Origin of the sequence: Streptomyces hamibioticus, assembly GCF_047946815.1 — a bacterium.
GTDB lineage: Bacteria > Actinomycetota > Actinomycetes > Streptomycetales > Streptomycetaceae > Streptomyces.
The window spans coordinates 1,235,646-1,256,353 of record NZ_JBKKQY010000001.1 but is presented as its reverse complement, the minus strand read 5'-3'; the positions used below and the strand labels follow the sequence as shown (position 1 = coordinate 1,256,353).

Sequence of the window (20,708 nt, the reverse complement as noted above, 5' to 3'; positions counted from 1 at the left end):
ATGTCCGCGCACCAGTTGTCCGCACTCGCCCGCACCTCCGAGCCGCAGGCGATGCTGCGTCGCTTCCTCGCGCTCGACGCCGTGGTGACCGGCGCCAACGCTCTCGCCTACCTCGCGCTGTCCGGGCCGCTCGGCCGGCTCCTCGGCGCCGACTCGGCCCTGCTGCTCGTCCTCGGCGGGTTCCTCGCGCTCTACGCCGCGGCCGTCGGCCTGCTGGCCTCGCGGCGCCGGCCCCCGGCGCTCGGCGTACGGGCGGTGGTGGAGGCCAACCTGGCCTGGGCCGCCCTGAGCTTCGTCGCCCTCGCCGTGTGGCTGACACCCACCACGGCCGGCGCGGTCTGGACGGTGCTCCAGGCCCTCGTCGTCACCGCCTTCGCGCTGCTCCAGTACGCCGCCCTGAGGGAGCGTCAGGGAAGCAGCGTGCGAAGGTACTTGACCGTCGCCGGGTCGGCCGGGAGCAGCGTCTCGATGGCCAGCTCGGCGACGGTCACGTCCATCGGCGTGTTGAAGGTGGAGATCGAGGAGATGAACGACAGGGTGCGGCCCTCGTGCTCGATCTGCATGGGCAGCGCGAAGTACGGCACCGGCTCGGCCGGTTCCCCGCCGGGCGCCTCCTCGGGCACCGGGTAGGCGGCCACCTCCTCGTACAGCGCCCGCAGCTCCCGGGAGCGGTGCAGGCCGATCTGCCGCTCCATCTGCGCCAGCAGATGCCCGCGCCACTCGCGCAGGTTGCGGATGCGCGGCGCCAGGCCCTCCGGGTGCAGGGTCAGCCGCATCGCGTTCAGCGGGGGCCGGAGCAGATGCTCCGGTACGCCCTCCAGCAGCATGGTGATCCCCCGATTGGCCGCGAGCACCCGGTAGGTGGCGTCGACGACCAGCGCGGGATAGGGCTCGTACCCCCGGATCAGCCGCTCCATCCCCTCGCGCAGGGCGTCCAGCGCCGGGTCGTCCAGCGGGGTCTCCGGATAGTGCGGGGCGTAACCGGCCGCGAGCAGCAGCGCGTTGCGCTCCCGGACCGGCACGTCCAGGTGCTCGGCCAGCCGCAGCACCATCTCCTCGCTCGGCCGGGAGCGGCCCGTCTCGATGAAGCTGATGTGCCGGGCCGAGGAGTCGGCGCGCAGCGCCAGCTCCAGCTGGCTGACCCGGCGCCGCTCCCGCCAGGCCCGCAGCAGCGGGCCCACGCCCTGGGCGGTGGCGGCGGTGCCGGAGATGAGAGCGGTCATACCCGGGAACGGTAGCCGACCGGAAGGCGCCGTGGGGGCCCGTGCCGCTTCCTGACCAGGGCCGGGACGCCTGTGCTGTGGCAGGCTGGGAGAACACCGGACCCGCGCGGAGGGAGCCCAGTCCATGCCCGTCGAACCGCTGTCGCAGAAGGAGATCGAGGACCGGCTGGCCGAGCTGCCCGGCTGGTCGCTCGACGAGGGCCGCCTCACCCGCTCCTACCGGCTCGGCTCGCACGTCGCGGCGACGGCGATGGTCGTGCACGTCGCCCAGGTGCAGGAGGAGCTGAACCACCACTCCCAGCTGACCCTCGGCTACGACACGGTGTCCCTGTCCGTCCACACGCACAGCGCGGGCGGCGCCGTCACCGAGAAGGACTTCCAGCTCGCCCGCAGGGTGGAGGACCTGGCCGCGGGCCACGGGGCACACTGAGGCGCGTGCTCGACTACGACAAGGAAGCGGAGCGGTACGACGTCTCGCGCGGCGGCGAGCCCCGGGCCGCGGCGGCCGCGGAGGCGGTCCTGAGCCTGGTCCCGCCGCAGGCGCGGCGCCTGCTCGACGTGGGCTGCGGCACCGGCATCGTCACCCGCCGCCTCGCCGCCGCGCGGGACGGCCTGCGGGTGACCGGCGCCGACCTGTCCGCCGCCATGGCCCGGCGGGCCGCCGCCCGGCTGCCCGGGGCCGTGGTGCTGGCCGACAGCCGGCGGCTGCCGGTCCGCGACGGCGCGTTCGACGCCGTCAGCAGCGTGTGGCTGCTGCACCTCGCCGCCGGCGCCGACGAGGTGCGCACCGTCGTCGGGGAGTGTGCGCGGGTGCTGCGCGCGGGCGGGGTCTGGGTCACCACGGTCGACAAGGGCGCCTCCCACAACGTCGGCAGCGACATCGACGCCGTCCTCGCCGCCCGCCCGCCGACGCCGGTCCGGGACGGCGCGGCCGCCGTCGAGGCGCACGCCCGTGCCTGCGGTCTCGTCCCCGCCGGGCAGACCCGCTTCACCGGCCGCGGCCAGGGACGCAGCCCGCGCCGGGCCATCGCCGACCTGCGCCGCGGCTGGTTCGTGACGCTCCCGCCGGGCGACCCCCGCGCCGACGACTTCGCGGCCCGCCTCGCGGCCCTGCCCGACCAGGACCGGCCCCGCCCGGAACCGGTGTTCACGCTGCGGTCCTTCCGCAAACCGTGACGGCAGCGCCGCCGCCCCGGCGTCGTCCCGGGGCGGCGGCGGCCTTCGCCGGCACCGTCAGGTGGTGCAGCTCCGGCCGGCCATCTCGAACGCGGCCGGCCGGTCGTTCGTGCCCGTCCAGCTGCCCGTGAAGCCGAAGCTCACCGACGCCCCCGGCGCCACCCGGGCGTTCCAGCCGACGTTCTGCGCCGTCACCGAGGCACCCGACTGGGCGTGCCGGGCGTTCCAGATCTGCGTCACCCGCTGGCCGTCCGGGAACGACCAGCCCAGCGACCAGCCGTCCCACCCCTCCTCGCCGGTGTTGGCGAGCCGTACCTCCGCCTGGAAGCCGCCGGACCACTGGTTGACGACCTCGTACGTCACCGCGCAGGCGCCCTTCGGGTCCGGGTCCGGGCCCGGGCCGGGGTCCGTGCCCCCGCCGTCGTCGCCCGCGATGTCGCCGTAGACGACACCCCGTCCGTTCGTCGCAACGTACACCCGGCCGTACACCCGCGGGTCGCCGGTGATCGCCGCGCCGGTCCAGCCCCACTGGTGGGCGTCGTCGTTGACACGGGTCCAGGACGCGCCCTTGTCGGTGGAGCGGAAGATGCCGCGCACGCCACCGATCTCCGCGCTGGTGTAGAGGGTCTGGTAGGAGGCGCCCGGCGCCGCCTTGCCGAAGCCGATCGTGTCGGCCTCGTCCACGTTCGCCAGCTTGGTGAAGCTCGCGCCGCCGTCCGTGGAGTGCCACAGGCCGTACGGGCCGTCCGGTTCGCCGCCGGCCAGCCACACGTCGCCCTTTCCGCCCGGCAGTGCCTTGAAGCGCACGCTGTCGCCGGTGGGCAGCCCGGTCGCGGGCGACTTCTCGAAGGTAGCGCCGCCGTCCGTGCTGACGTAGAACGCCCCGGACTTGAAGCCGTAGAACCGCTTCGGGTCGACCCGGTCCGACTCGACGATCGCGCCGGCCGGGATGCCGCTGGACGCCTGCCAGGACGTGCCGAAACCGGTCGAGTGGTGTACGCCCGCGCCCTGCGGGCTCCACACGAAGCGGCTGCCGTCCGCCCCGGCCGCGACCGTGCCGCCGCCGGTGACGCCCGACGGGTCCGTCCCGCCGAACCAGTTGGCGCCGTTGTCCGTGGAGAACGCCACGTGCGGCCCCGAGTCGGTGTTCCCGGCCCGCACCACCGTGCCCGGGTCCGACTCCGCGAAGTCCAGACTGGTCGTCGAGGTGAAGTTGGGCTGCGTGTACATCATCGGCGGCACCTTCGTCAGGTCGGTGTGCCGGAAGCCGCCGATGTCACCCAGGGCGCTGAGCAGCGGTGCGCCCGACGGGGGAGAGGCCAGATCGAGGACGGCCGTCTCCTCCAGGCCCCGCACCATCGGCCTGATGGTGAACTTCGCCCCGCTGTCCCACTTCGTGAGGTTCTCGGTGCCGTAGATCGTCGCGCCCGTGCCGTACATCATCCGGTCGGAGTCGAACGGGTCGATCTCCAGCGACTCCGTCATCCACCCCAGCTTGGGCGTCTGTTCGGGCGGGGACGGGTTCGCGCCCCAGGTCAGCCACGGGGACGAGGAGACGTCCATCGTGTAGCGGTTCTCGCGGTCTGGGTACGACGTGTAGCTCCATGCCTGCGTCCAGGTCGCGCCGCTGTCCGTCGAGCGGAAGATCTGCGTGTCCGGCCACCAGGAGCTGTACGCCGTCGCCATCACCGTGCCCGGGTTCTGCCGGTCGACGGTCAGGCCGCTGAAGCCGTAGTGGGTGTCGGCCTCCGCCACCGGGCTGATGTCCGTCCAGGTGCCGGTCGCCGTCGCGTACCGGTACAGCCGGCCCTTGCCGCCGTCGTACGGGCCGCCTTTGTCGCTGTAGGCCACGTAGAGGTGGCCGTTCTCCGCGTCCAGCACGCCCTTGTGGGCGAGGTGGCCGGTCGGCTGGCCCGGCACGCGCTGCCAGGTCGCGCCCGCGTCCGTCGAGCGGTAGACGGCGTTCTCCTTGTCCGCCACCCCGACGTACACGGTCTTCGTCGGCTCGCCGGCCCGGCCCGTCGACTCGTCGAACGTCACCCAGACGACGCCCTGGTTGTCCGAGGCGTAGCCGCTGGTGTCGTCCGGGTCCTGCACGTAGTTCCCGGGGTTCGGGAACGCCGTCACCTCGGACCAGGTCACGCCCGCGTCCGTGGACCGCCACAGGCCCTCGCCGCTGGGCGCGCCCAGGTACAGCACGCGGTTGTCGTGCGGGTCCACGGCGAGCCGCTCGCCCATTCCGCGGCCCGGCATGTTGCCGCCCAGCTTGAACGGCAGGTCGGTCTTCTCCCAGCTCGCGCCCCGGTCAGCGGAGCGCAGGATGGCGCCGTCGCCCGGGTCCCAGTCGTTGGTGTACGTGCCGACCGCCGCGTACACCCGGTCCGGGTCGACGGAGTCGGAGGCGAGGCTCACCACGCCGGTGTGCCCCCAGTCGTCCCAGCCGATGTGGTCCAGCAGCGGGGTCCAGGACTTGTCCGACTCCTGCCAGCGGTAGGCGCCGCCGATGTCGGTGCGGGCGTAGGCGAGGTTCTTCTCGGTGCGGTTGAAGACGATGCCCGGGACGAAACCGCCGCCGTCGATCCGGGCGTTCTTCCAGGTGTAGGTGTCGGCGGCGACGGCCGCCCGCTTCGGGGCGTCCGCGGCGAGGGCGGGCGGGCCGCCCGCCAGCAGCCCGGCCGCCAGTGCCAGCACGGCGGTGAGGATGCGGGTTCTTCGCACGGTGGGATCCCTTTCGGTGGGGAGGGTGGGCGCGACGGCGGCCGGGCGGCCCCCCGTGCGGGGAGCCGCCCGGCCCGGTACGCGGAGCGGCAGCGGGACTATTCGAGAAGCTCCGCGTACGAGCCCATGGCCAGGGCGATGTCCGCCTGAGCCCAGAACCGGTGGTACGTGAAGACGGGCGCGGCACCGCCCGCCAGATAGCTCTCGATCTTCGACCAGGCAGGGTCGTCCTCGTAGAAGGAGCGGATCGAGGCGAAGGTGGACGAGGAGTCGATCACGTCGCCGTTCGGCATGGTGCCGGTCCAGCCGTCCGGGACGTGCACCGGGTCGTCGAAGCGGTTGTAGTCGGCGCGGGTCTCCGGGACGGCGATGCCGAGCGCGTCCTGGTGGTGCTCCCACATGCCGTCCAGCAGCGCCTTCGCCGTGCTCGCCGCCTCGGTGTCACCGGAGCGGTCCGCGTAGTGGATCAGCGTGTTGGCGAAGGAACCCGCCACCCCGACGTCGCTGGTGTAGTCGGTCACGGTGACGTGCAGGTTGTCGTTGGCCCCGGGGGCGGCGGCGTTCCAGGTGTCGGGCGCGCCCGACCACTGGAGCGTGGACGGGATGCGGAACGTGCCGTCCGGGTTGATCGTGGTCTCCGACAGCGCCCAGTCGACCCACTTGTCCAGGACCGTCTTGGCCATGGCGTTGCCGGTCTGCTGGTACAGCTCGGCGACCCGCTGCATGGACCACGCCTGGAAACCGAACCACTGGTTGGAGGGCGGGTCGTGGTACACCGGCTTCTCGTCGTAGTACATGCCGTAGAAGGTCGGGGTCCCGGCCGGGGGAGTGGCGTAGCGGCCCGCCCAGCTGTTGGTCGCGCCGCCGGCGATGGCGCCCTCCGACGACTGCAGCCAGCGGTAGAACTCGACCTGCCGGTCCAGGGACTTGGCCCAGTCCGCCTGACCGGTCGCCGACTTCGGCTTCAGGTCGGGGTTGCTGGCGAGCGCGTGGGCGGCCATCGGGTTCTGGTAGCCGCCGTGCGCGTGGCTGGAGCCGATGCGCCAGGCCCAGCCGGCCGACGTGTCGGTGGCGCCGCCCCAGGCGTAGTACCAGGACAGCAGGTAGTGCGAGGAGTCCTTGCCGGTGCCCGCCGGGCAGGTGGACGGACCCACGCAGTTGCCGATCTTCTTGAAGTACTTGTCGTACATGGCGTAGCGCAGGTAGTCGCCCATCTTCGCCGCCTTGGCGACGGTGCCGGCCACCTGACCGCCCTTGCCCTGCTCCTCGGCCCACAGGTCCGCCCAGTACGCGGCCTGCACGGCGCGCGCGTCGGCGTCCGGGGCGTTGGTGAACTTCCACTGCTTGGCGTAGGAGGCGTCCTTGGTGAACAGGTCCAGATAGCCGTTCGGCCCGCCGTACTTGAAGGCGTCACAGGTCGGCTGCGGGATCGTCTCCCACACCGACTCCTGCGGACCGCGCTGGAAGGTGTTGATGTACGACGGTCCGGTCGCCGTCGGGCCCGCCTCGCACTTGCCCGGCTCGTTGCCGTAGCCGTAGACGTTGTCGACGTCCTGGAGCCAGTGCATGCCGTAGACGTCGTCCGTGCCGTACGCGGACTTCAGCTCACCGGCGATCGGGTCCGGGCCCACCGGGACGGCCGGGTCCAGCACCGACGGGTACTGGCTGGGCTGGTCGTGCTCCGGCGCGTACGTCGCGGGCTTGGACGGGGTGTAGAAGGAGTTCGTCGGCTGGTCCGCGCGCGTCGGGATCATGTACTTCTCCATCAGCTCCCACGCGCTGTTGAACTTGGTCCAGTCGCCGGTCACCTTGCCGTACATGGCCTGGAGCCAGATCAGATAGCTGTACGCCTCCGAGGTGGTCTCATGGCCGTGGTCCGGGGCCTCGACGATCAGCGTCTCCACCGAGTGGTACGGAACGCCCTCGGGGGAGAAGTAGCCGTTCGCCGGGTCGGTGATCTTCCCGTAGAGCTCCAGGAACCGGGCGTCGTACGCCTTCGAGGCACCGAGCTGGGTCACGGTGACCGAGGCCTTGCCGTGGCCGGGCGCGGTGGACTCGAAGACCGCCGAGCCGGTGCCGGAGCCGTCGGCGGTGACGGTCACCCGCTGCGCGGTGTCCCAGTTCGAGGGGGTGAAGGTGAGCCTCGCGCCGCCGGTGACGGACAGGCCCGTGTTGCCGCTCGCGCGGGCCGTCGTCACGGTCACGTCCGCGGCCGGCTGCTTGGACAGCTTCACCTCGTAGGTGCCCGACTCGCCCTGCCGGACGCCCAGTTGGGCGGGCGTGGCGACCACGGCCGGTCCCGAGGCGACCGTGATGCCGACGGGCGTCGAGCTGGCGGAGGCGCCCATGCTGTCGTACGCCTTCGCCACCAGGGAGTGACTGCCCACGGTCAAACCCGTGGCCGAGAAGGTGTAGGGCGCGCTGGTGTCGGTGCCCAGCAGCGTCGTGTCGTCGTAGAACTCCACCTTGGTGATGGTGGCGTCGTCGGCGGCGGCGGCGGTGGCCGCCAGCGGCACCGCCTCGCCCTGAGTGTGGACCGAACCCGGCTCCGGGCTGGTCAGCACGGTGATCGGCGGCTGGTGGGCGCCGGTGCACGGGGTGCCGTTGACCGCGAAGCTCGCCGGGGCGGTGTTGGTCCCGGAGTAGGTGAACTGCGCGCCCGTGGACACGGCGGCGCCGGCGGCGATCCGCCCGTTGTACGGGGCGTTCCGCACGGTGATCGTCTTGCCGGACTGGGACCAGGCGCCGTTCCATCCGTTCGTCAGCTTCTGGTTTCCGGCGTAGTCGTAGGTCAGGGTCCAGCCGTCGAGGGCCTGCGTACCGCGGTTGGTCAGCGTCAGGTCCGCGGTGAAGCCGGAGCCCCAGTCGTTGGTCTTGTAGTCCACGCTGCACTGGACCGCCGCCGCGTGGGCGGGGGTCGCGCCCGTGCCCGCCATGGTCAGCGGTAGGGCGAGGGCCGCCAGGGCGGCGGTCCACAGCCGCCGCGTGGCACGGCGTCTGCGTCTGGGATGCATGGTGCTGGTTCCTCCTTGCGCTCGGAAGCGGAGTGGGGGGAGGAGCTACAAGCTGTGAACCAGTGGGAGCGCTCCCATACTGAAGAGGGGGGTCTGAGCGGTCAAGGTGCTTGAAGAGTCGAATACATTCGACAGGCGGAAGCCGGGGAAAGTCGGCGACTGCCTCTGTTCTTCGCCGTCACTTGGCGCTAGCTTCGACGGCACCAGTGGGAGCGGTTCCATCGTGCGGCGCGTCCGTCGCGGCGTGCCCGAGTCGACGAAGAGGAAACCCGCACCCATGAGCCGTAGCAGAACAGCGTTACTGGCCGCCCTCGCGCTCGTCGCCGGGGCCACCGGCACGGCGTTCGCCGTCCAGCCGGGCGGCGTCGGGGCGGCGGCCGTCCCCTGCACCGTGGACTACCAGGTGCAGAACCAATGGGGCACCGGCTTCACCGCCGCCGTCACCGTCACCAACAACGGGGCCGCCAAGTCGGGCTGGTCGGTGAAGTGGAGTTACGCCGGCGACCAGAAGGTCGCCAACGGCTGGAACGCGAAGGTCAGCCAGAGCGGTGCGGCCGTCACCGCGACCAACGAGTCCTACAACGCCGCGCTGGGCACCGGGGGTTCGGTGAGCTTCGGCTTCCAGGCCTCCTACAGCGGCACCAACGCCGTCCCCGCCACCTTCACCCTCGACGGGGTGACCTGCAACGTCGACGACGGAGGCGGCGGCCCGACCGACCCGCCGGACCCGACCGACCCGCCGGAGACCGGCGACCGGGTGGACAACCCCTACGCCGGGGCGAAGGTGTACGTCAACCCGGAGTGGGCCGAGAAGGCCGCCGCCGAGCCCGGCGGCGCCCGCATCGCCGACCAGCCCACCGGCGTGTGGCTGGACCGCACCGCCGCGATCGAGGGCGTCAACGGCGGGATGGGCCTGCGCGACCACCTCGACGAGGCCCTCGCCCAGAAGGGCTCCGACGAGCTGGTGATCCAGCTGGTCATCTACAACCTGCCCGGCCGCGACTGCGCGGCCCTCGCCTCCAACGGCGAGCTGGGCCCGACCGAGATCGGCCGCTACAAGACGGAGTACATCGACCCGATCGCCGGGATCCTCGCCGATCCGAAGTACGCGGACCTGCGGATCGTCACCACGGTGGAGATCGACTCGCTGCCCAACCTGGTCACCAACACCGGCAGACGGCCCACCGCCACCGAGCAGTGCAACACCATGCTGGCCAACGGCAATTACGTGAAGGGCGTCGGCTACGCCCTGAACAGGCTCGGCGACGTGCCCAACGTCTACAACTACGTGGACGCCGGTCACCACGGCTGGATCGGCTGGGACGACAACTTCGGCGCCTCCGCCGACGTGATCAAGGAGGCGGCCACCGCCGAGGGCGCCACCGTCAACGACGTGCACGGCTTCATCACCAACACCGCCAACTACAGCGCCCTGAAGGAGGAGAACTTCGGCATCGGCGACAGCGTCAACGGCACCTCCGTGCGCCAGTCCAAGTGGGTGGACTGGAACCGGTACGTCGACGAGCTGTCCTTCGCCCAGGCGTTCCGCAACGAGCTGGTCTCGGTCGGCTTCAACTCCGGCGTCGGCATGCTGATCGACACCTCCCGCAACGGCTGGGGCGGCCCGAACCGGCCCGCCGGACCGGGCCCGAGGACCAGCGTGGACGCCTATGTCGACGGCGGGCGCTACGACCGCCGCATCCACCTCGGCAACTGGTGCAACCAGTCCGGGGCGGGCCTCGGCGAACGTCCGCAGGCCAACCCGGCCACCGGCATCGACGCCTATGTGTGGATGAAGCCGCCGGGCGAGTCCGACGGTGCCAGCAAGCAGATCCCGAACGACGAGGGCAAGGGCTTCGACCGGATGTGCGACCCGACGTACACCGGCAACCCGCGCAACGGCAACAACCCCACGGGCGCCCTGCCCGACGCGCCGGTCTCCGGACACTGGTTCTCCGCACAGTTCCAGGAGCTGATGCGGAACGCGTACCCGCCGCTGTCGTAGGCGGGACCTGACGGGTCGCCCACCCGGCCGCGGTGCCCGGCCCGGTCCTCCTGCGGACCGGGCACCGCGCTGCACCCCCCTGGGGCGCCTTTTGCGATTACGGCAACATGATTTGTCGTATCGCGGTGTGCCGTCGCACGCTGGCGGCATCCCGAGCGAGAGGGTGACCACCATGGCGCACGAGCACGACCACGACCAGCACACGCACCGGCAGGGACACCACCACGACCACGCCGACTTCGACTGGGCGGCGATGGCCCCGCTGCTGGAGGCGCAGGCGGAGCTGTACACGCCGCTGTACCGGCAGGCCATGGCCTGGCTGGCGCGGGACGTGACCGAACCCGGGCTGGTCGTCGACGCGGGCAGCGGTCCCGGCGTCGTCTCCGGGGTGCTCGCCGAGGCCTTCCCCGGCGCCCGCGTGGTCGCCGTCGACGGTGCCGAACCGCTGCTGGAACGGGCCCGGGACCGCGCGGACCGCCTCGGTGTCGCCGACCGGTTCGCCACCCTGGCCGGTGAGCTGCCGGGGGTACTGGACGACCTCGACTACCCCGTGGACCTGCTGTGGGCCAGCCAGAGCCTGCACCACCTGGGCGACCAGCGGGCGGGGCTGGCCGGCTTCGCCGGGCACCTGGCGCCCGGCGGCACCCTGGCGATCCTGGAGGGCGGGTTGCCCGCCAGGTTCCTGCCCAGGGACCTCGGCATCGGGCGGCCGGGTCTGCACGCGCGGCTGGACGCGGTGAACGAGGACGTGTTCGCCGAGATGCGCGCCGAGCTGCCCGGCTCCGTCGCCGAGACGGAGGACTGGCCGGCGCTGCTGAGCGCCGCCGGGCTCAAGCCCTCCGGCACCCGCAGCTTCCTGCTGGACCTGCCCGCCCCGGTCTCCGACCCGGCCCGGGCCTATGTCGCCGCGCAGCTGTCCCGGCTGCGCGAACGGGTCGCCGGCCGCGTCGACCCGGACGACCTCGCCACCCTCGACCGGCTGCTCGACCCCGACGACGAGGCGGGCGTCCACCGGCGCCCCGACGTGTTCGTCCTGGTGGCGCACACGGTGTACACGGCGGTCCGGCCGGCCTGAGCGGGCACCGGCCCGAGCGGGAGGGGCAGGCCTCGTGCGGCGAAGGCCCGGCTCCCCTGGTGCGGGGTGCGCCGGGCCTTCGCCGTACGCCGGGGGCGGGCCGTCAGACCACGTCGAACTCGGCCGGGTCCGGGCCCAGGCGCCGGTCCTCGTTCACCGCGCTGATCGCGGCGAGGTCCTCGGTGTCCAGGCTGAAGCCGAAGACGTCGATGTTCTCCTTGATCCGGGACGGCGTCACGGACTTCGGGATCACGACGTTGCCGGTCTGGAGGTGCCAGCGCAGCACGACCTGGGCCGGGGTGCGGCCGTGCTTCTGGGCGATCGCCACGATCGCCGGGATCTCCAGGATGCCCTTGCCGGACCCGAGCGGGGACCAGGCCTCGGTGGCGATGCCCTGCTCCGCGTGGAACTCACGCGCGGCGTGCTGCTGGAGGTGCGGGTGCAGCTCGATCTGGTTGACCGCCGGGATGACCGACGTCTCGTCGATCAGCCGCCGAAGGTGCTCCGGCAGGAAGTTGGAGACGCCGATGGCCCGGACCCGGCCGTCGGCGTGCAGCTTCTCGAACGCCCGGTAGGTGTCCACGTACCGGTCCTTGGACGGCAGCGGCCAGTGGATCAGGTACAGGTCCACGTAGTCCAGGCCGAGCTTGGCCAGGGACGTGTCGAAGGCCCGCAGGGTCGAGTCGTACCCCTGGTCGCTGTTCCAGAGCTTGGTGGTGACGAAGAGGTCCTCGCGGGCGATGCCGGAGGCGGCGATGGCCCTGCCGGTGCCCTCTTCGTTGCCGTAGATCGCCGCTGTGTCGATGCTGCGGTACCCGGCCTCCAGTGCCGTGGCGACGGCACTCTCGGCCTCGTCGTCCGGCACCTGCCAGACGCCGAAGCCCAGCTGGGGCATCTCGACGCCGTTGTTCAGGGTGATCGGGGGGACCTGGCTGCTCACGAGCTGTTGATCCTTCGGTTGTGGTCAGGTGGTACGTCCCATCGTCAACGATCACACGGCGGGATGCATTCCTGACCGGTGAAATCCGGCACGTCCGGTACCGGCCTCACGCCCGGTACAGCGCCTCGACCTCGTCCGCGTAGGCCTTCTCGATCGCCCTGCGCTTGAGTTTCAGCGACGGGGTGAGCAGCCCGTGCTCCTCGGTGAACGGCTGGGCCAGGATGCGGAAGGTCCGGATCGACTCGGCCTGGGAGACCAGCGTGTTGGCCGCCACCACCGCGCGCCGCACCTCCGTCTCCAGGTCGGGGTCGCGCACCAGCTCGGCCGGGGAGGGCCGGGGCTTGTTGCGCATCGTCAGCCAGTGCTCGACGGCCTCGTGGTCCAGGGTGACCAGGGCGGCGACGTACGGGCGGTCGTTGCCGACCACGATGCACTGGCCGATCAGCGGATGGTCCCGGACGCGCTCCTCCAGCGGGCCGGGCGAGAGGCTCTTGCCGCCGGACGTGACCAGGATCTCCTTCTTGCGGCCGGTGATGGTGAGGTAGCCGTCCTCGTCGAGTGAGCCCAGGTCGCCGGTGGCCAGCCAGCCGTCGTGCAGGGTCTCGTGGGTGGCCTCGGGGTTGTTCAGGTAGCCCTGGAAGACATTGCCGCCGTGCAGCCAGATCTCGCCGTCGTCCGCGATGTGCACGGTGACGCCCGGAATGGGCTGCCCGACCGTGCCGTACCGGGTGCGCCCGGGCGGGTTGGCGGTCGCCGCCGCGGTGGACTCGGTCAGGCCGTACCCCTCGTAGATCTGCACGCCCGCGCCCGCGAAGAACAGCCCGAGCCGCCGGTCCATCGCCGAGCCGCCCGACATGGCGTTGCGGACCCGGCCGCCCATCGCCGCCCGCACCTTGGCGTAGACGACCTTGTCGAAGAACTGGTGCTGCATGCGCAGGCCGGCCGACGGACCCGGGCCGAGCCCCCAGGCCTTCTCCTCCACCGCCTCGGCGTACTTCACCGCCACGTCGACGGCCTTCTCGAAGGGCCCGGCCCTGCCCTCCTTCTCGGCCTTGCGCCGGGCCGCGTGGAACACCTTCTCGAAGATGTACGGCACGGCCAGGATGAACGTCGGCCGGAACGCGGCCAGGTCGGGCAGCAGCGCGGCGGCGTTCAGCTGCGGCTGGTGCCCGAGGCGGACCTTGCCGCGGATCGCCGCGACCTGCACCATCCGCCCGAAGACGTGGGCGAGCGGCAGGAACAGCAGCGTGGAGGCCTCGTCGCCCCCGCGGGAACGGAACACCGGCTCCCAGCGCCCGATGACCGTGTCCGCCTCGTACATGAAGTTGCCGTGCGAGATGACGCAGCCCTTGGGGCGGCCGGTGGTGCCCGAGGTGTAGATGACGGTGGCGACCGTGCCGGGCGTGACCGCCTGCCGGTGCCGGTGCACCACCTCGTCGTCGAGATGGGCGCCGGCCTCGTACAGCTCCTGCACGGCGCCGGCGTCGAGCTGCCAGAGCTGCCGCAGTCCGGGCAGCCGGCCGATCACCGTGGCCATGGTCATCGCGTGGTCCTCGTGCTCCACGACCGCGGCCGTGACCTCGGCGTCGTGCAGCATCCAGAGGCACTGCTCGGCCGAGGACGTCGGGTAGACCGGCACCACCTGGGCACCGATCGTCCACAGGGCGAAGTCGAACAGCGTCCACTCGTAGCGGGTGCGCGACATCACGGCGACCCGGTCGCCGAAGCGGACCCCGCGCGCCAGCAGGCCCTTGGCCAGGGCGAGCACCTCGTCGCGGAACCCGGCGGCGGTCACGTCGCGCCAGCGGCCGTGCTCGTCCTTGCGCCCCAGGACGATGTGGCGCGGGTCCTCCTCGGCATGCCGGAAGACCATGTCGGCCAGACCCCCCACCGGTGGTGCCGACGTCGACGGAGGGCTCGTGAACTCGCGCAAACCTCGCTCCCGCTCCTGGTGACGCCCCGCGGCGCCCGTGCAAGCTACCCCACCCCGGGCGGCGGCGGGAGGGGCGCCGACCGCGGACCGTGCTCGTGCCGCCACGGTCCGGGCACGGAAAATGCGCGCACATGGGGAAGGTCCGGACAAGATTCCTGACCGTCGAGTAAGTTTCGGTGCCGTAACCTCCACCGAATCTGTACAAGCCGCTCACCGTCGCGCGACCGGCGGCGGCGCCGCTACCGGCGGGCGCCGGGCGCGTGCAGCCGGTCCCCGCCCGTCAGGATGGCGCGCGCCAGGGCGTCCGCCGCGTCCTGGGCCGACGCGGGGCGGTCCGCGGTGACCAGGACGAAGTCGACCCGGCCCAGCTCCGGCAGCCCGGCGCGCTCCGGCATCCGCACCAGGCCCGGCGGGACCAGCCCGCGGGAGTGCGCCATCACGCCGAGGCCCGCGCGGGCCGCCGCGATCAGCCCGTTGAGGCTGCCGCTGGTGCAGGCGATCCGCCACTGGCGGCCCTGCCGCTCCAGCGCCTCCAGGGCCAGCGCACGGGTGATGCCGGGCGGCGGATAGACGATCAGCGGCACCGGGCGGTCGGGGTCCAGGCGCAGCCGCTCCGCGCCGATCCAGACCAGCCGGTCGTGCCAGACCAGCCGGCCGCGCCGGTCCTCGGGGCGCCGCTTGGCCAGCACCAGGTCCAGCTTCCCGGCGGCCAGCCGCTCGTGCAGCGTGCCGGACAGCTCCACCGTCAGCTCCAGGTCGACCTCGGGGTGATCGTGCCGGAAGCCCTCCAGGATCTCCGGCAGCCGGGTGAGGACGAAGTCCTCGGACGCCCCGAAGCGCAACCGGCCGCGCAGCCGGGTGCCGGTGAAGAACGCCGCCGCCTGCTCCTGCGCCTCCAGGATCCGGCGCGCGAAGCCGAGCATCGCCTCGCCGTCCTCCGTCAGCTCCACCGAGTGGGTGTCCCGGGTGAACAGCGGACGCCCGGTGGCGTCCTCCAGGCGCCGCACGTGCTGGCTCACGGTGGACTGGCGCAGCCCGAGCCGCCGGGCGGCCTGCGTGAAACTCAGCGTCTGTGCCACCGACAGGAAGGTCCGCAGGTGAGAAGGGTCGTACACGCCTGCCATGGTAGGGGGGCCCATCACGGATCGCGATGACAGTGAGAGCGGTGTACCGGATTCCCGATCGCCGGGTGAGGGGGCACCATGAGGAGGAGACCCGGGGTGCCGGAGTCCCGGAGTCCCGGAGTCCCGGAGTCCCGGAGTCCCGGAGACCTGGAGCCCCGGAGACCCAGAGGCCGGGGGCCCGACCCCGACGGGGACGAGGACAAGGAGCGAGTGGAGCACCGTGATACGCCTGCGACGGCCCGGCCGGCTGCCGATCGACCCGTACATCCTGCTGCTGCTCGGGACGGTCGGCCTCGCCGCCCTGCTGCCCGCCCGCGGCACGGCCTCCGACGTCGTCTCCGGTGCCTCCACGGCCGCGATCGCCCTGCTGTTCTTCCTCTACGGCGCCCGGCTCTCCACCCGTGAGGCCTGGGACGGACTCAAGCACTGGCGGCTCCACGTCACCGTCCTGGCGTGCACGTTCGTCGTCTTCCCGCTGCTGGGTCTGGCCTCGCGCGGGCTCGTCCCGGTGGTCCTGACCGACCCCCTGTACCAGGGCCTGCTCTTCCTCACCCTCGTCCCGTCCACCATCCAGTCCTCGATCGCCTTCACCTCCATCGCCCGCGGCAACGTGCCCGCCGCGATCTGCGCGGGCTCCTTCTCCTCCCTGGTCGGCATCGTGGTCACGCCGCTGCTGGCCGCCTCGCTGCTGGGCGGCGGCGTCGGCGGGTTCTCCGCCGACTCGGTGCTGAAGATCGTGCTTCAGCTGCTGGCGCCGTTCCTCGCGGGGCAGGTGCTGCGCCGCTGGATCGGCGGCTTCGTCACCCGGCACAAGAAGGGGCTGGGGCTCGTCGACCGCGGCTCCATCCTGCTCGTCGTCTACGCGGCGTTCAGTCAGGGCATGGTGCAGGGCATCTGGCACCAGGTGAGCCCTGCCCGGCTCGGCGGGCTGCTCGCCGCCGAGGCGGTCCTGCTGGCCGTGATGCTCGCCCTGACCTGGTACGGAGCCAAGGCGCTGCGCTTCGACCGGGAGGACCGCATCGCGATCCAGTTCGCCGGCTCCAAGAAGTCCCTCGCCGCCGGGCTGCCCATGGCCGGTGTCCTGTTCGGCGCGCACGCCTCGCTGGCCGTGCTGCCGCTGATGCTGTTCCACCAGATGCAGCTGATGGTGTGCGCGGTCATCGCCAGACGCCGCTCGCACGACGCCGCGGCGGGTGCCGCCGAGGAGGTCACCGGGCCGGGGCCAGACGCAGGGTCACGAACCGGGGCCGGTACAGGGACACGTTCCGGCTGAGCTGCGCCGCCGCCCCGGTCGTCTCCAGCCAGTTGACGTCGTAGCTCAGCACCAGCCGCCCGTCCTGGCTCAGCACGGGGTGCGTCTGCGGGTTGTACGCCGCGACCTCGCCGTCCGGCAGCGGCGGGCGGAACCGGGCCGCCGGACCGTGCCACGGGCCCGTCGGGGAACACGCCCAGTACGCCGTGACCGTCGTCAGGCCCTCGGTGCCCGCGGCCATCGTGAACAGCACGTAGCCGCCGCCGGTGCGGACGACGGAGAACGCGCTGCCCACACCGGTGCGCCGGCCGTCCCCCAGCACCGGCCCGGGCGGCGCCCCGGCCGCCCAGGCCGAGCCGGTCCAGTACCGCCACGCGGCGGGGTCCGCGAGCCGGCCCTCCGGCACCCGGGCCACGTACGCGTGGGAGACCGGACCGGAGCCCGCCTGCCGGTCGTCGCCGCCGAAGACATAGGTGAAGCCGCCCTCGGCCAGGAGCGTGGTGCCGAACAGCACCCGCCGGGCCGGGTCGGGGATCAGTTGCTGGTCGAGCACCTTCACGACCGACTCCACGCGCAGCCCGGGCAGCGACAGCGTGGCCACCTCGGTGGCGGTCGGCACCCCGTAGATCCAGGGCGCCGAGCCGGCCGTGCGCACCCACAGCAGCACCCGCAGGACCTGCTCGGAGGCGCCGGGGGAGCGTGGCTCGACGCGGGCGGCGACCGGCCAGCGCCACTGGTCCGGCGCCGGGTCGGCGAACAGCGGCGCGGGCAGCGTGCGCTCGGGCCGGCCGCCGCGCATCACCACCGCCGAGTTGCGCACCAGCGGGGCCGTGGTGTCCCGCCAGGCGTAGGACTCGCCGACCGGGTTGGGCGGGGCGTGCACCCGGCCCAGGAAGGTGTCGGAGAACAGCCACAGCACCCGGCCGTCCGGCAGCCGCACCGAGTGCGTCCCGTCACCGCCGGTCCAGTCGTCGGTGCGGGAACCGTCGTCGCCGTACCGGGCGAACGCTTCAGTGAGCCGCTCGTCCGGCTTCCAGGAGGCGACGGTCTGCGGTACGCAACGGCCGCCACCCTCCCGGTCGCGGTCGTCCGGGAGGGCGGTGAGCAGCACGGCCGCGAGAACCAGGGTCAGCAGCAGGCCGAGCCCCGTTCCCCACCGGCGTCGGGCGCGTGCGTCGTCGGGCACGCTCCGGGACGTTAGTTGCTCGCGGCCACCCGGTCCATGGGGAGGTGCAGGACGGTGTCGCCGGCCGCCGACGCGGGATTGCCGGCGGCGATCTCCGCGTCGGTCAGCGCCCGGTCCCAGACGTGCACGTCGTCGACGGCGCCGGCGAAGTGGGCGCGGCCGTCCATACGGGCGCCGACGTGCACCCCGAACGGCGAGTCGCGGCTGACCGAGCCCGGCACGTCCGCCGTGCTCACCCGCGTACCGTCGACGGCCAGCGTGAGCCGCCCGCCGCCCCGGCGCAGCACCGCCCGGTGCCACGCGCCGTCGTTGTACGCGCCGTCGGTGCGCACGTACGCCGACCGCGGCGCGGCCGCCCCGGCGCGCGCGGTGATCAGCGCCTGCACCCGGCCGTGCGCGGGCTCGGCGCGCAGCCAGACCTGGGGCCGGCGGGTGCCGGTCCCGCCCATCCACAGCAGCGGCTGCTCCCCTTCGGTCTGCCTGTACCGGAACCACAGCGACACCGTGAAGTCGCCGTCCCCCAGCGGCAGTCCGGAGCGGTACGGAAGGCGTACGGAGTCGTCGGCGCCGTCGAACGCGAGCGCGCCGCCGACCGCGCCGTCCGTCGCCCGGGCACCGCCGAGGACGGCGGCGGGCAGGGCACCCGGCGCGAGGTCCGGGGTGGTCGGATCGGGGCCGCGGCGGGGCCGGAGCCAGCCCTCGGTGAACCGGGCGAACCGGATCTCGTCCCGTGCGTCGACCGCGCCCGCCTCGTAGAGCAGTCCCACGGTCGAGCCGTCGACGGCCACCATGTCGGAGTAGCCGGACCAGTCCCGGGTGACGATCGTGCCCCGGTCGACGCTGTCCCAGGTGGCGCCGCCGTCGTGGGAGGAGCGGACCGCCATCGTGCGGCGGCGGTCGGGATCGGCCGGCGCGGACAGCAGCAGGCGGTCGCCGAGGCGCAGCAGGGCGCCCTGCACCTGCGGGGTGTAGAAGTCCGGCAGGGCGCGGAAGGGCGCGGCGAAGGTCTCACCGCCGTCCCGGCTGACGGCCTGGGAGCGGTGGCCGAGGTCGGTGCCGTTCTCCTCCCGGCCGCTGACCAGCAGCGAGCCGTCGGCGCGCTCGGTGAGGGTCACCTCGGACGGCTTCTGCCGGTGGGTGCCGTCGGCGGCGACCGGCCGGCTGTCGGTGGCGCCGATCCGCCAGGTGTCGCCCCCGTCGTCGCTGACGACGAGCGCCGCGTGGTTGGCGGTGATCCGGGTGCCGTCGAAGGTCTCGGCGTTGACGCCGAACACCAGCCGTCCGGCGTGGGCCCCCCGGGTCAGCTGGATGCCGTGCACGGGGCCGGTCGCGTACCAGGAGTTCCAGTCGGGCGGCAGGATCTCGGCGCTCAGGTCGCGCGGCTCGGACCAGGTCAGGCCGTCGTCGTCGCTGTACTGGAGGTGGGGGGTGCGGTCGCAGGGCACGGCGCAGTTGCCGCTGTCCGTACGGCCGGTGTTGTACGTCTCGGCCAGCAGGACGCGTCCGGTGGCGCGGTCCACGACCGGTGCCGGGTTGCCGTGGGTGTCGCCGCCGCCGTCGTTGACGACCCGGAGCGGGCCCCAGGTCCGGCCGCCGTCGGTGGAGCGCTTGAGCACGATGTCGATGTCGGCGGCGTCTCCGCAGTTGAGGACCCGGCCCTCGGCGAAGGCCAGGAGAGTGCCCTTCGTGGTCCGCACGATCGCCGGGATCCGGAAGCAGGCGTAGCCGGGGTCCCGGTCGGCCTTGAAGAGCACCTGCTGCCCGAACTGCGCGGCATCGCGGCGGGGCTGGGCCTGGGCGGGGAGTGCGGCGGCGGTCGTGGCCAGGGCGAGCAGGGCGGCGAGGGCGGTCAGCGGGAATCTCGGGGTCCCCGGGGTCCCCGGGGATCCCGGGGATTTCAGGGATCTCGGCACTCTCGGGCGGAAGCGGGGAGAGGACGGCATCTGGCGGTCTGCCCTTCAGGCGGCTGGTCGGTAGCCGGTCGTCGGGGCATCAGTAGATCAAGACATCACATGTCCGATACGTCCTACGAGATCGTGCGCGTGTCGCTCTACGAGGTCGTGCGTGTCGCTCTACGGGGTCGTGCGTATCGCTCTACGGGGTCGTTCGCGTGTCGCTCGGTGCCCACTGCGCGTTGCCCGGCATCCCGCGCGGGTCGCCCGGCCCGGGCTCCGCGGCGCCGGCCGAGGCACCGGGCAGGGTGATGCGGTCCTCGCCCGCGTACACGTTCATCGAGCCGCCGCGCAGGAACCCCACGAGCGTCAGGCCCGTCTCCTCGGCCAGGTCCACCGCGAGCGAGGACGGCGCCGACACCGCCGCCAGCATCGGGATGCCGGCCATCACGGCCTTCTGCGCCAGCTCGAACGAGGCCCGGCCCGACACCAGCAGGATCGACCGGGACAACGGCAGCGTGCCGTCCTGCAGGGCGCGGCCCACCAGCTTGTCGACCGCGTTGTGCCGGCCCACGTCCTCCCGGACGTCCAGCAGTTCGCCGTCCGGCGCGAACAGGGCCGCCGCGTGCAGACCGCCGGTGCGGTCGAAGACTCGCTGGGCGGCGCGCAGCCGCTCGGGCAGGCCCGCCAGCAGCGCCGGGTCCACCACGACGCGGGGCGTGTCGGCGACGGGCCACCGGGCCGTGGTGCGCACCGCGTCGAGGCCGGCCTTGCCGCACAGTCCGCAGGAGGAGGTCGTGTAGACGTTCCGCTCCAGGGTGATGTCCGGCACCGCGACGCCGGGAGCGGTCCGCACGTCCACCACGTTGTACGTGTTCTCGCCCTCGGCCGTGGCGCCCGCGCAGTACGCGATGTTGCGCAGCTCGCTCCGCTCGGCGAGCACGCCCTCGCTGACCAGGAACCCGGCGGCGAGCGCGAAGTCGTCGCCGGGCGTGCGCATGGTGATGGCCAGCGGTCTGCCGTTCAGCCGGATCTCCAGGGGCTCCTCGGCGACGAGCGTGTCCGGCCGGGTGGAGACCGCCCCGTCCCGGATGCGGATGACCTTGCGGCGTTCCGTGACCCGTCCCATGTCCTGATCAGCCCCGGTCCTGTGCGTGCTGGCAGCCCAAA

At 72.8% G+C, this 20,708-nt stretch carries 13 protein-coding genes and 2 pseudogenes; 6 read left to right on the top strand and 9 right to left on the bottom strand.

Going from position 1 to position 20,708, the window contains the following annotated elements; genetic code table 11:
- Positions 1–423 (top strand): annotated as a pseudogene (locus ACLGIH_RS05665) (hypothetical protein); the annotation flags it as partial.
- On the opposite strand, the gene ACLGIH_RS05660 reads toward ACLGIH_RS05665, so the two are convergent.
- On the bottom strand, positions 408–1,223 hold the full coding sequence (locus ACLGIH_RS05660) for a helix-turn-helix domain-containing protein (RefSeq protein WP_416524103.1): 816 nt from the start codon (positions 1,221–1,223) through the stop codon (positions 408–410). The pseudogene ACLGIH_RS05665 and the gene ACLGIH_RS05660 sit on opposite strands and share 16 nt — an antisense overlap.
- 124 nt (positions 1,224–1,347) lie before the next feature.
- Between ACLGIH_RS05660 and ACLGIH_RS05655 the strand changes: the two genes are divergently transcribed.
- On the top strand, positions 1,348–1,653 hold the full coding sequence (locus ACLGIH_RS05655) for a 4a-hydroxytetrahydrobiopterin dehydratase (protein ID WP_416524102.1): 306 nt from the start codon (positions 1,348–1,350) through the stop codon (positions 1,651–1,653).
- 5 nt (positions 1,654–1,658) lie between these two features.
- Positions 1,659–2,399 (top strand): class I SAM-dependent methyltransferase, encoded by a 741-nt coding sequence (locus ACLGIH_RS05650; protein ID WP_416524101.1) that lies wholly within the window; start codon positions 1,659–1,661, stop codon positions 2,397–2,399.
- A 57-nt stretch (positions 2,400–2,456) separates the two neighbouring features.
- On the opposite strand, the gene ACLGIH_RS05645 is transcribed toward ACLGIH_RS05650, so the two are convergent.
- Positions 2,457–5,117 carry a cellulose binding domain-containing protein gene (locus ACLGIH_RS05645; RefSeq protein ID WP_416524100.1) on the bottom strand — a complete coding sequence of 887 codons (2,661 nt, stop codon included), beginning with the start codon at positions 5,115–5,117 and terminating at the stop codon, positions 2,457–2,459.
- A gap of 98 nt (positions 5,118–5,215) precedes the next feature.
- Positions 5,216–8,131 carry a glycoside hydrolase family 48 protein gene (locus ACLGIH_RS05640; RefSeq protein WP_416524099.1) on the bottom strand — a complete coding sequence of 972 codons (2,916 nt, stop codon included), beginning with the start codon at positions 8,129–8,131 and terminating at the stop codon, positions 5,216–5,218.
- A 277-nt stretch (positions 8,132–8,408) separates the two neighbouring features.
- Between ACLGIH_RS05640 and ACLGIH_RS05635 the strand changes: the two genes are divergently transcribed.
- Together ACLGIH_RS05635 and ACLGIH_RS05630 are read left to right on the top strand one after the other, a co-directional pair.
- On the top strand, positions 8,409–10,136 hold the full coding sequence (locus ACLGIH_RS05635; RefSeq protein WP_416524098.1) for a glycoside hydrolase family 6 protein: 1,728 nt from the start codon (positions 8,409–8,411) through the stop codon (positions 10,134–10,136).
- A gap of 172 nt (positions 10,137–10,308) precedes the next feature.
- A complete protein-coding gene (locus tag ACLGIH_RS05630; RefSeq protein ID WP_416524097.1) occupies positions 10,309–11,211 on the top strand; it encodes a class I SAM-dependent methyltransferase in 903 nt (300 codons plus the stop codon).
- Between the two features lie 103 nt (positions 11,212–11,314).
- On the opposite strand, the gene ACLGIH_RS05625 is transcribed toward ACLGIH_RS05630, so the two are convergent.
- From ACLGIH_RS05625 to ACLGIH_RS05615, 3 genes are all read right to left on the bottom strand, one after another.
- Positions 11,315–12,151, bottom strand: coding sequence for an aldo/keto reductase (locus ACLGIH_RS05625; protein WP_416524096.1), 837 nt, complete (start codon positions 12,149–12,151; stop codon positions 11,315–11,317).
- Positions 12,152–12,257: 106 nt separating this feature from the next.
- Positions 12,258–14,084 carry an AMP-dependent synthetase/ligase gene (locus tag ACLGIH_RS05620; protein WP_416524095.1) on the bottom strand — a complete coding sequence of 609 codons (1,827 nt, stop codon included), beginning with the start codon at positions 14,082–14,084 and terminating at the stop codon, positions 12,258–12,260.
- Between the two features lie 239 nt (positions 14,085–14,323).
- Positions 14,324–15,199 carry a LysR substrate-binding domain-containing protein gene (locus tag ACLGIH_RS05615; protein WP_416524094.1) on the bottom strand — a complete coding sequence of 292 codons (876 nt, stop codon included), beginning with the start codon at positions 15,197–15,199 and terminating at the stop codon, positions 14,324–14,326.
- 256 nt (positions 15,200–15,455) lie between these two features.
- On the opposite strand from ACLGIH_RS05615, the gene ACLGIH_RS05610 reads away from it, so the two are divergent.
- Positions 15,456–16,481 carry a bile acid:sodium symporter family protein gene (locus ACLGIH_RS05610; RefSeq protein WP_416529296.1) on the top strand — a complete coding sequence of 342 codons (1,026 nt, stop codon included), beginning with the start codon at positions 15,456–15,458 and terminating at the stop codon, positions 16,479–16,481.
- Here the strand turns inward: ACLGIH_RS05610 and ACLGIH_RS05605 are convergent.
- From ACLGIH_RS05605 to fdhD, 3 genes and pseudogenes are all read right to left on the bottom strand, one after another.
- On the bottom strand, positions 16,417–17,646 hold the full coding sequence (locus ACLGIH_RS05605; protein ID WP_416524093.1) for a hypothetical protein: 1,230 nt from the start codon (positions 17,644–17,646) through the stop codon (positions 16,417–16,419). The two genes, ACLGIH_RS05610 and ACLGIH_RS05605, sit on opposite strands and share 65 nt — an antisense overlap.
- Before the next feature lie 11 nt (positions 17,647–17,657).
- Complete coding sequence (locus ACLGIH_RS05600) at positions 17,658–19,589, bottom strand: exo-alpha-sialidase (RefSeq protein ID WP_416524092.1); 1,932 nt, start codon at positions 19,587–19,589, stop codon at positions 17,658–17,660.
- Positions 19,590–19,827: 238 nt separating this feature from the next.
- Positions 19,828–20,667, bottom strand: a pseudogene (fdhD, locus tag ACLGIH_RS05595) (formate dehydrogenase accessory sulfurtransferase FdhD); the annotation flags it as partial.
- Between the last annotated feature and the right edge of the window lie 41 nt (positions 20,668–20,708).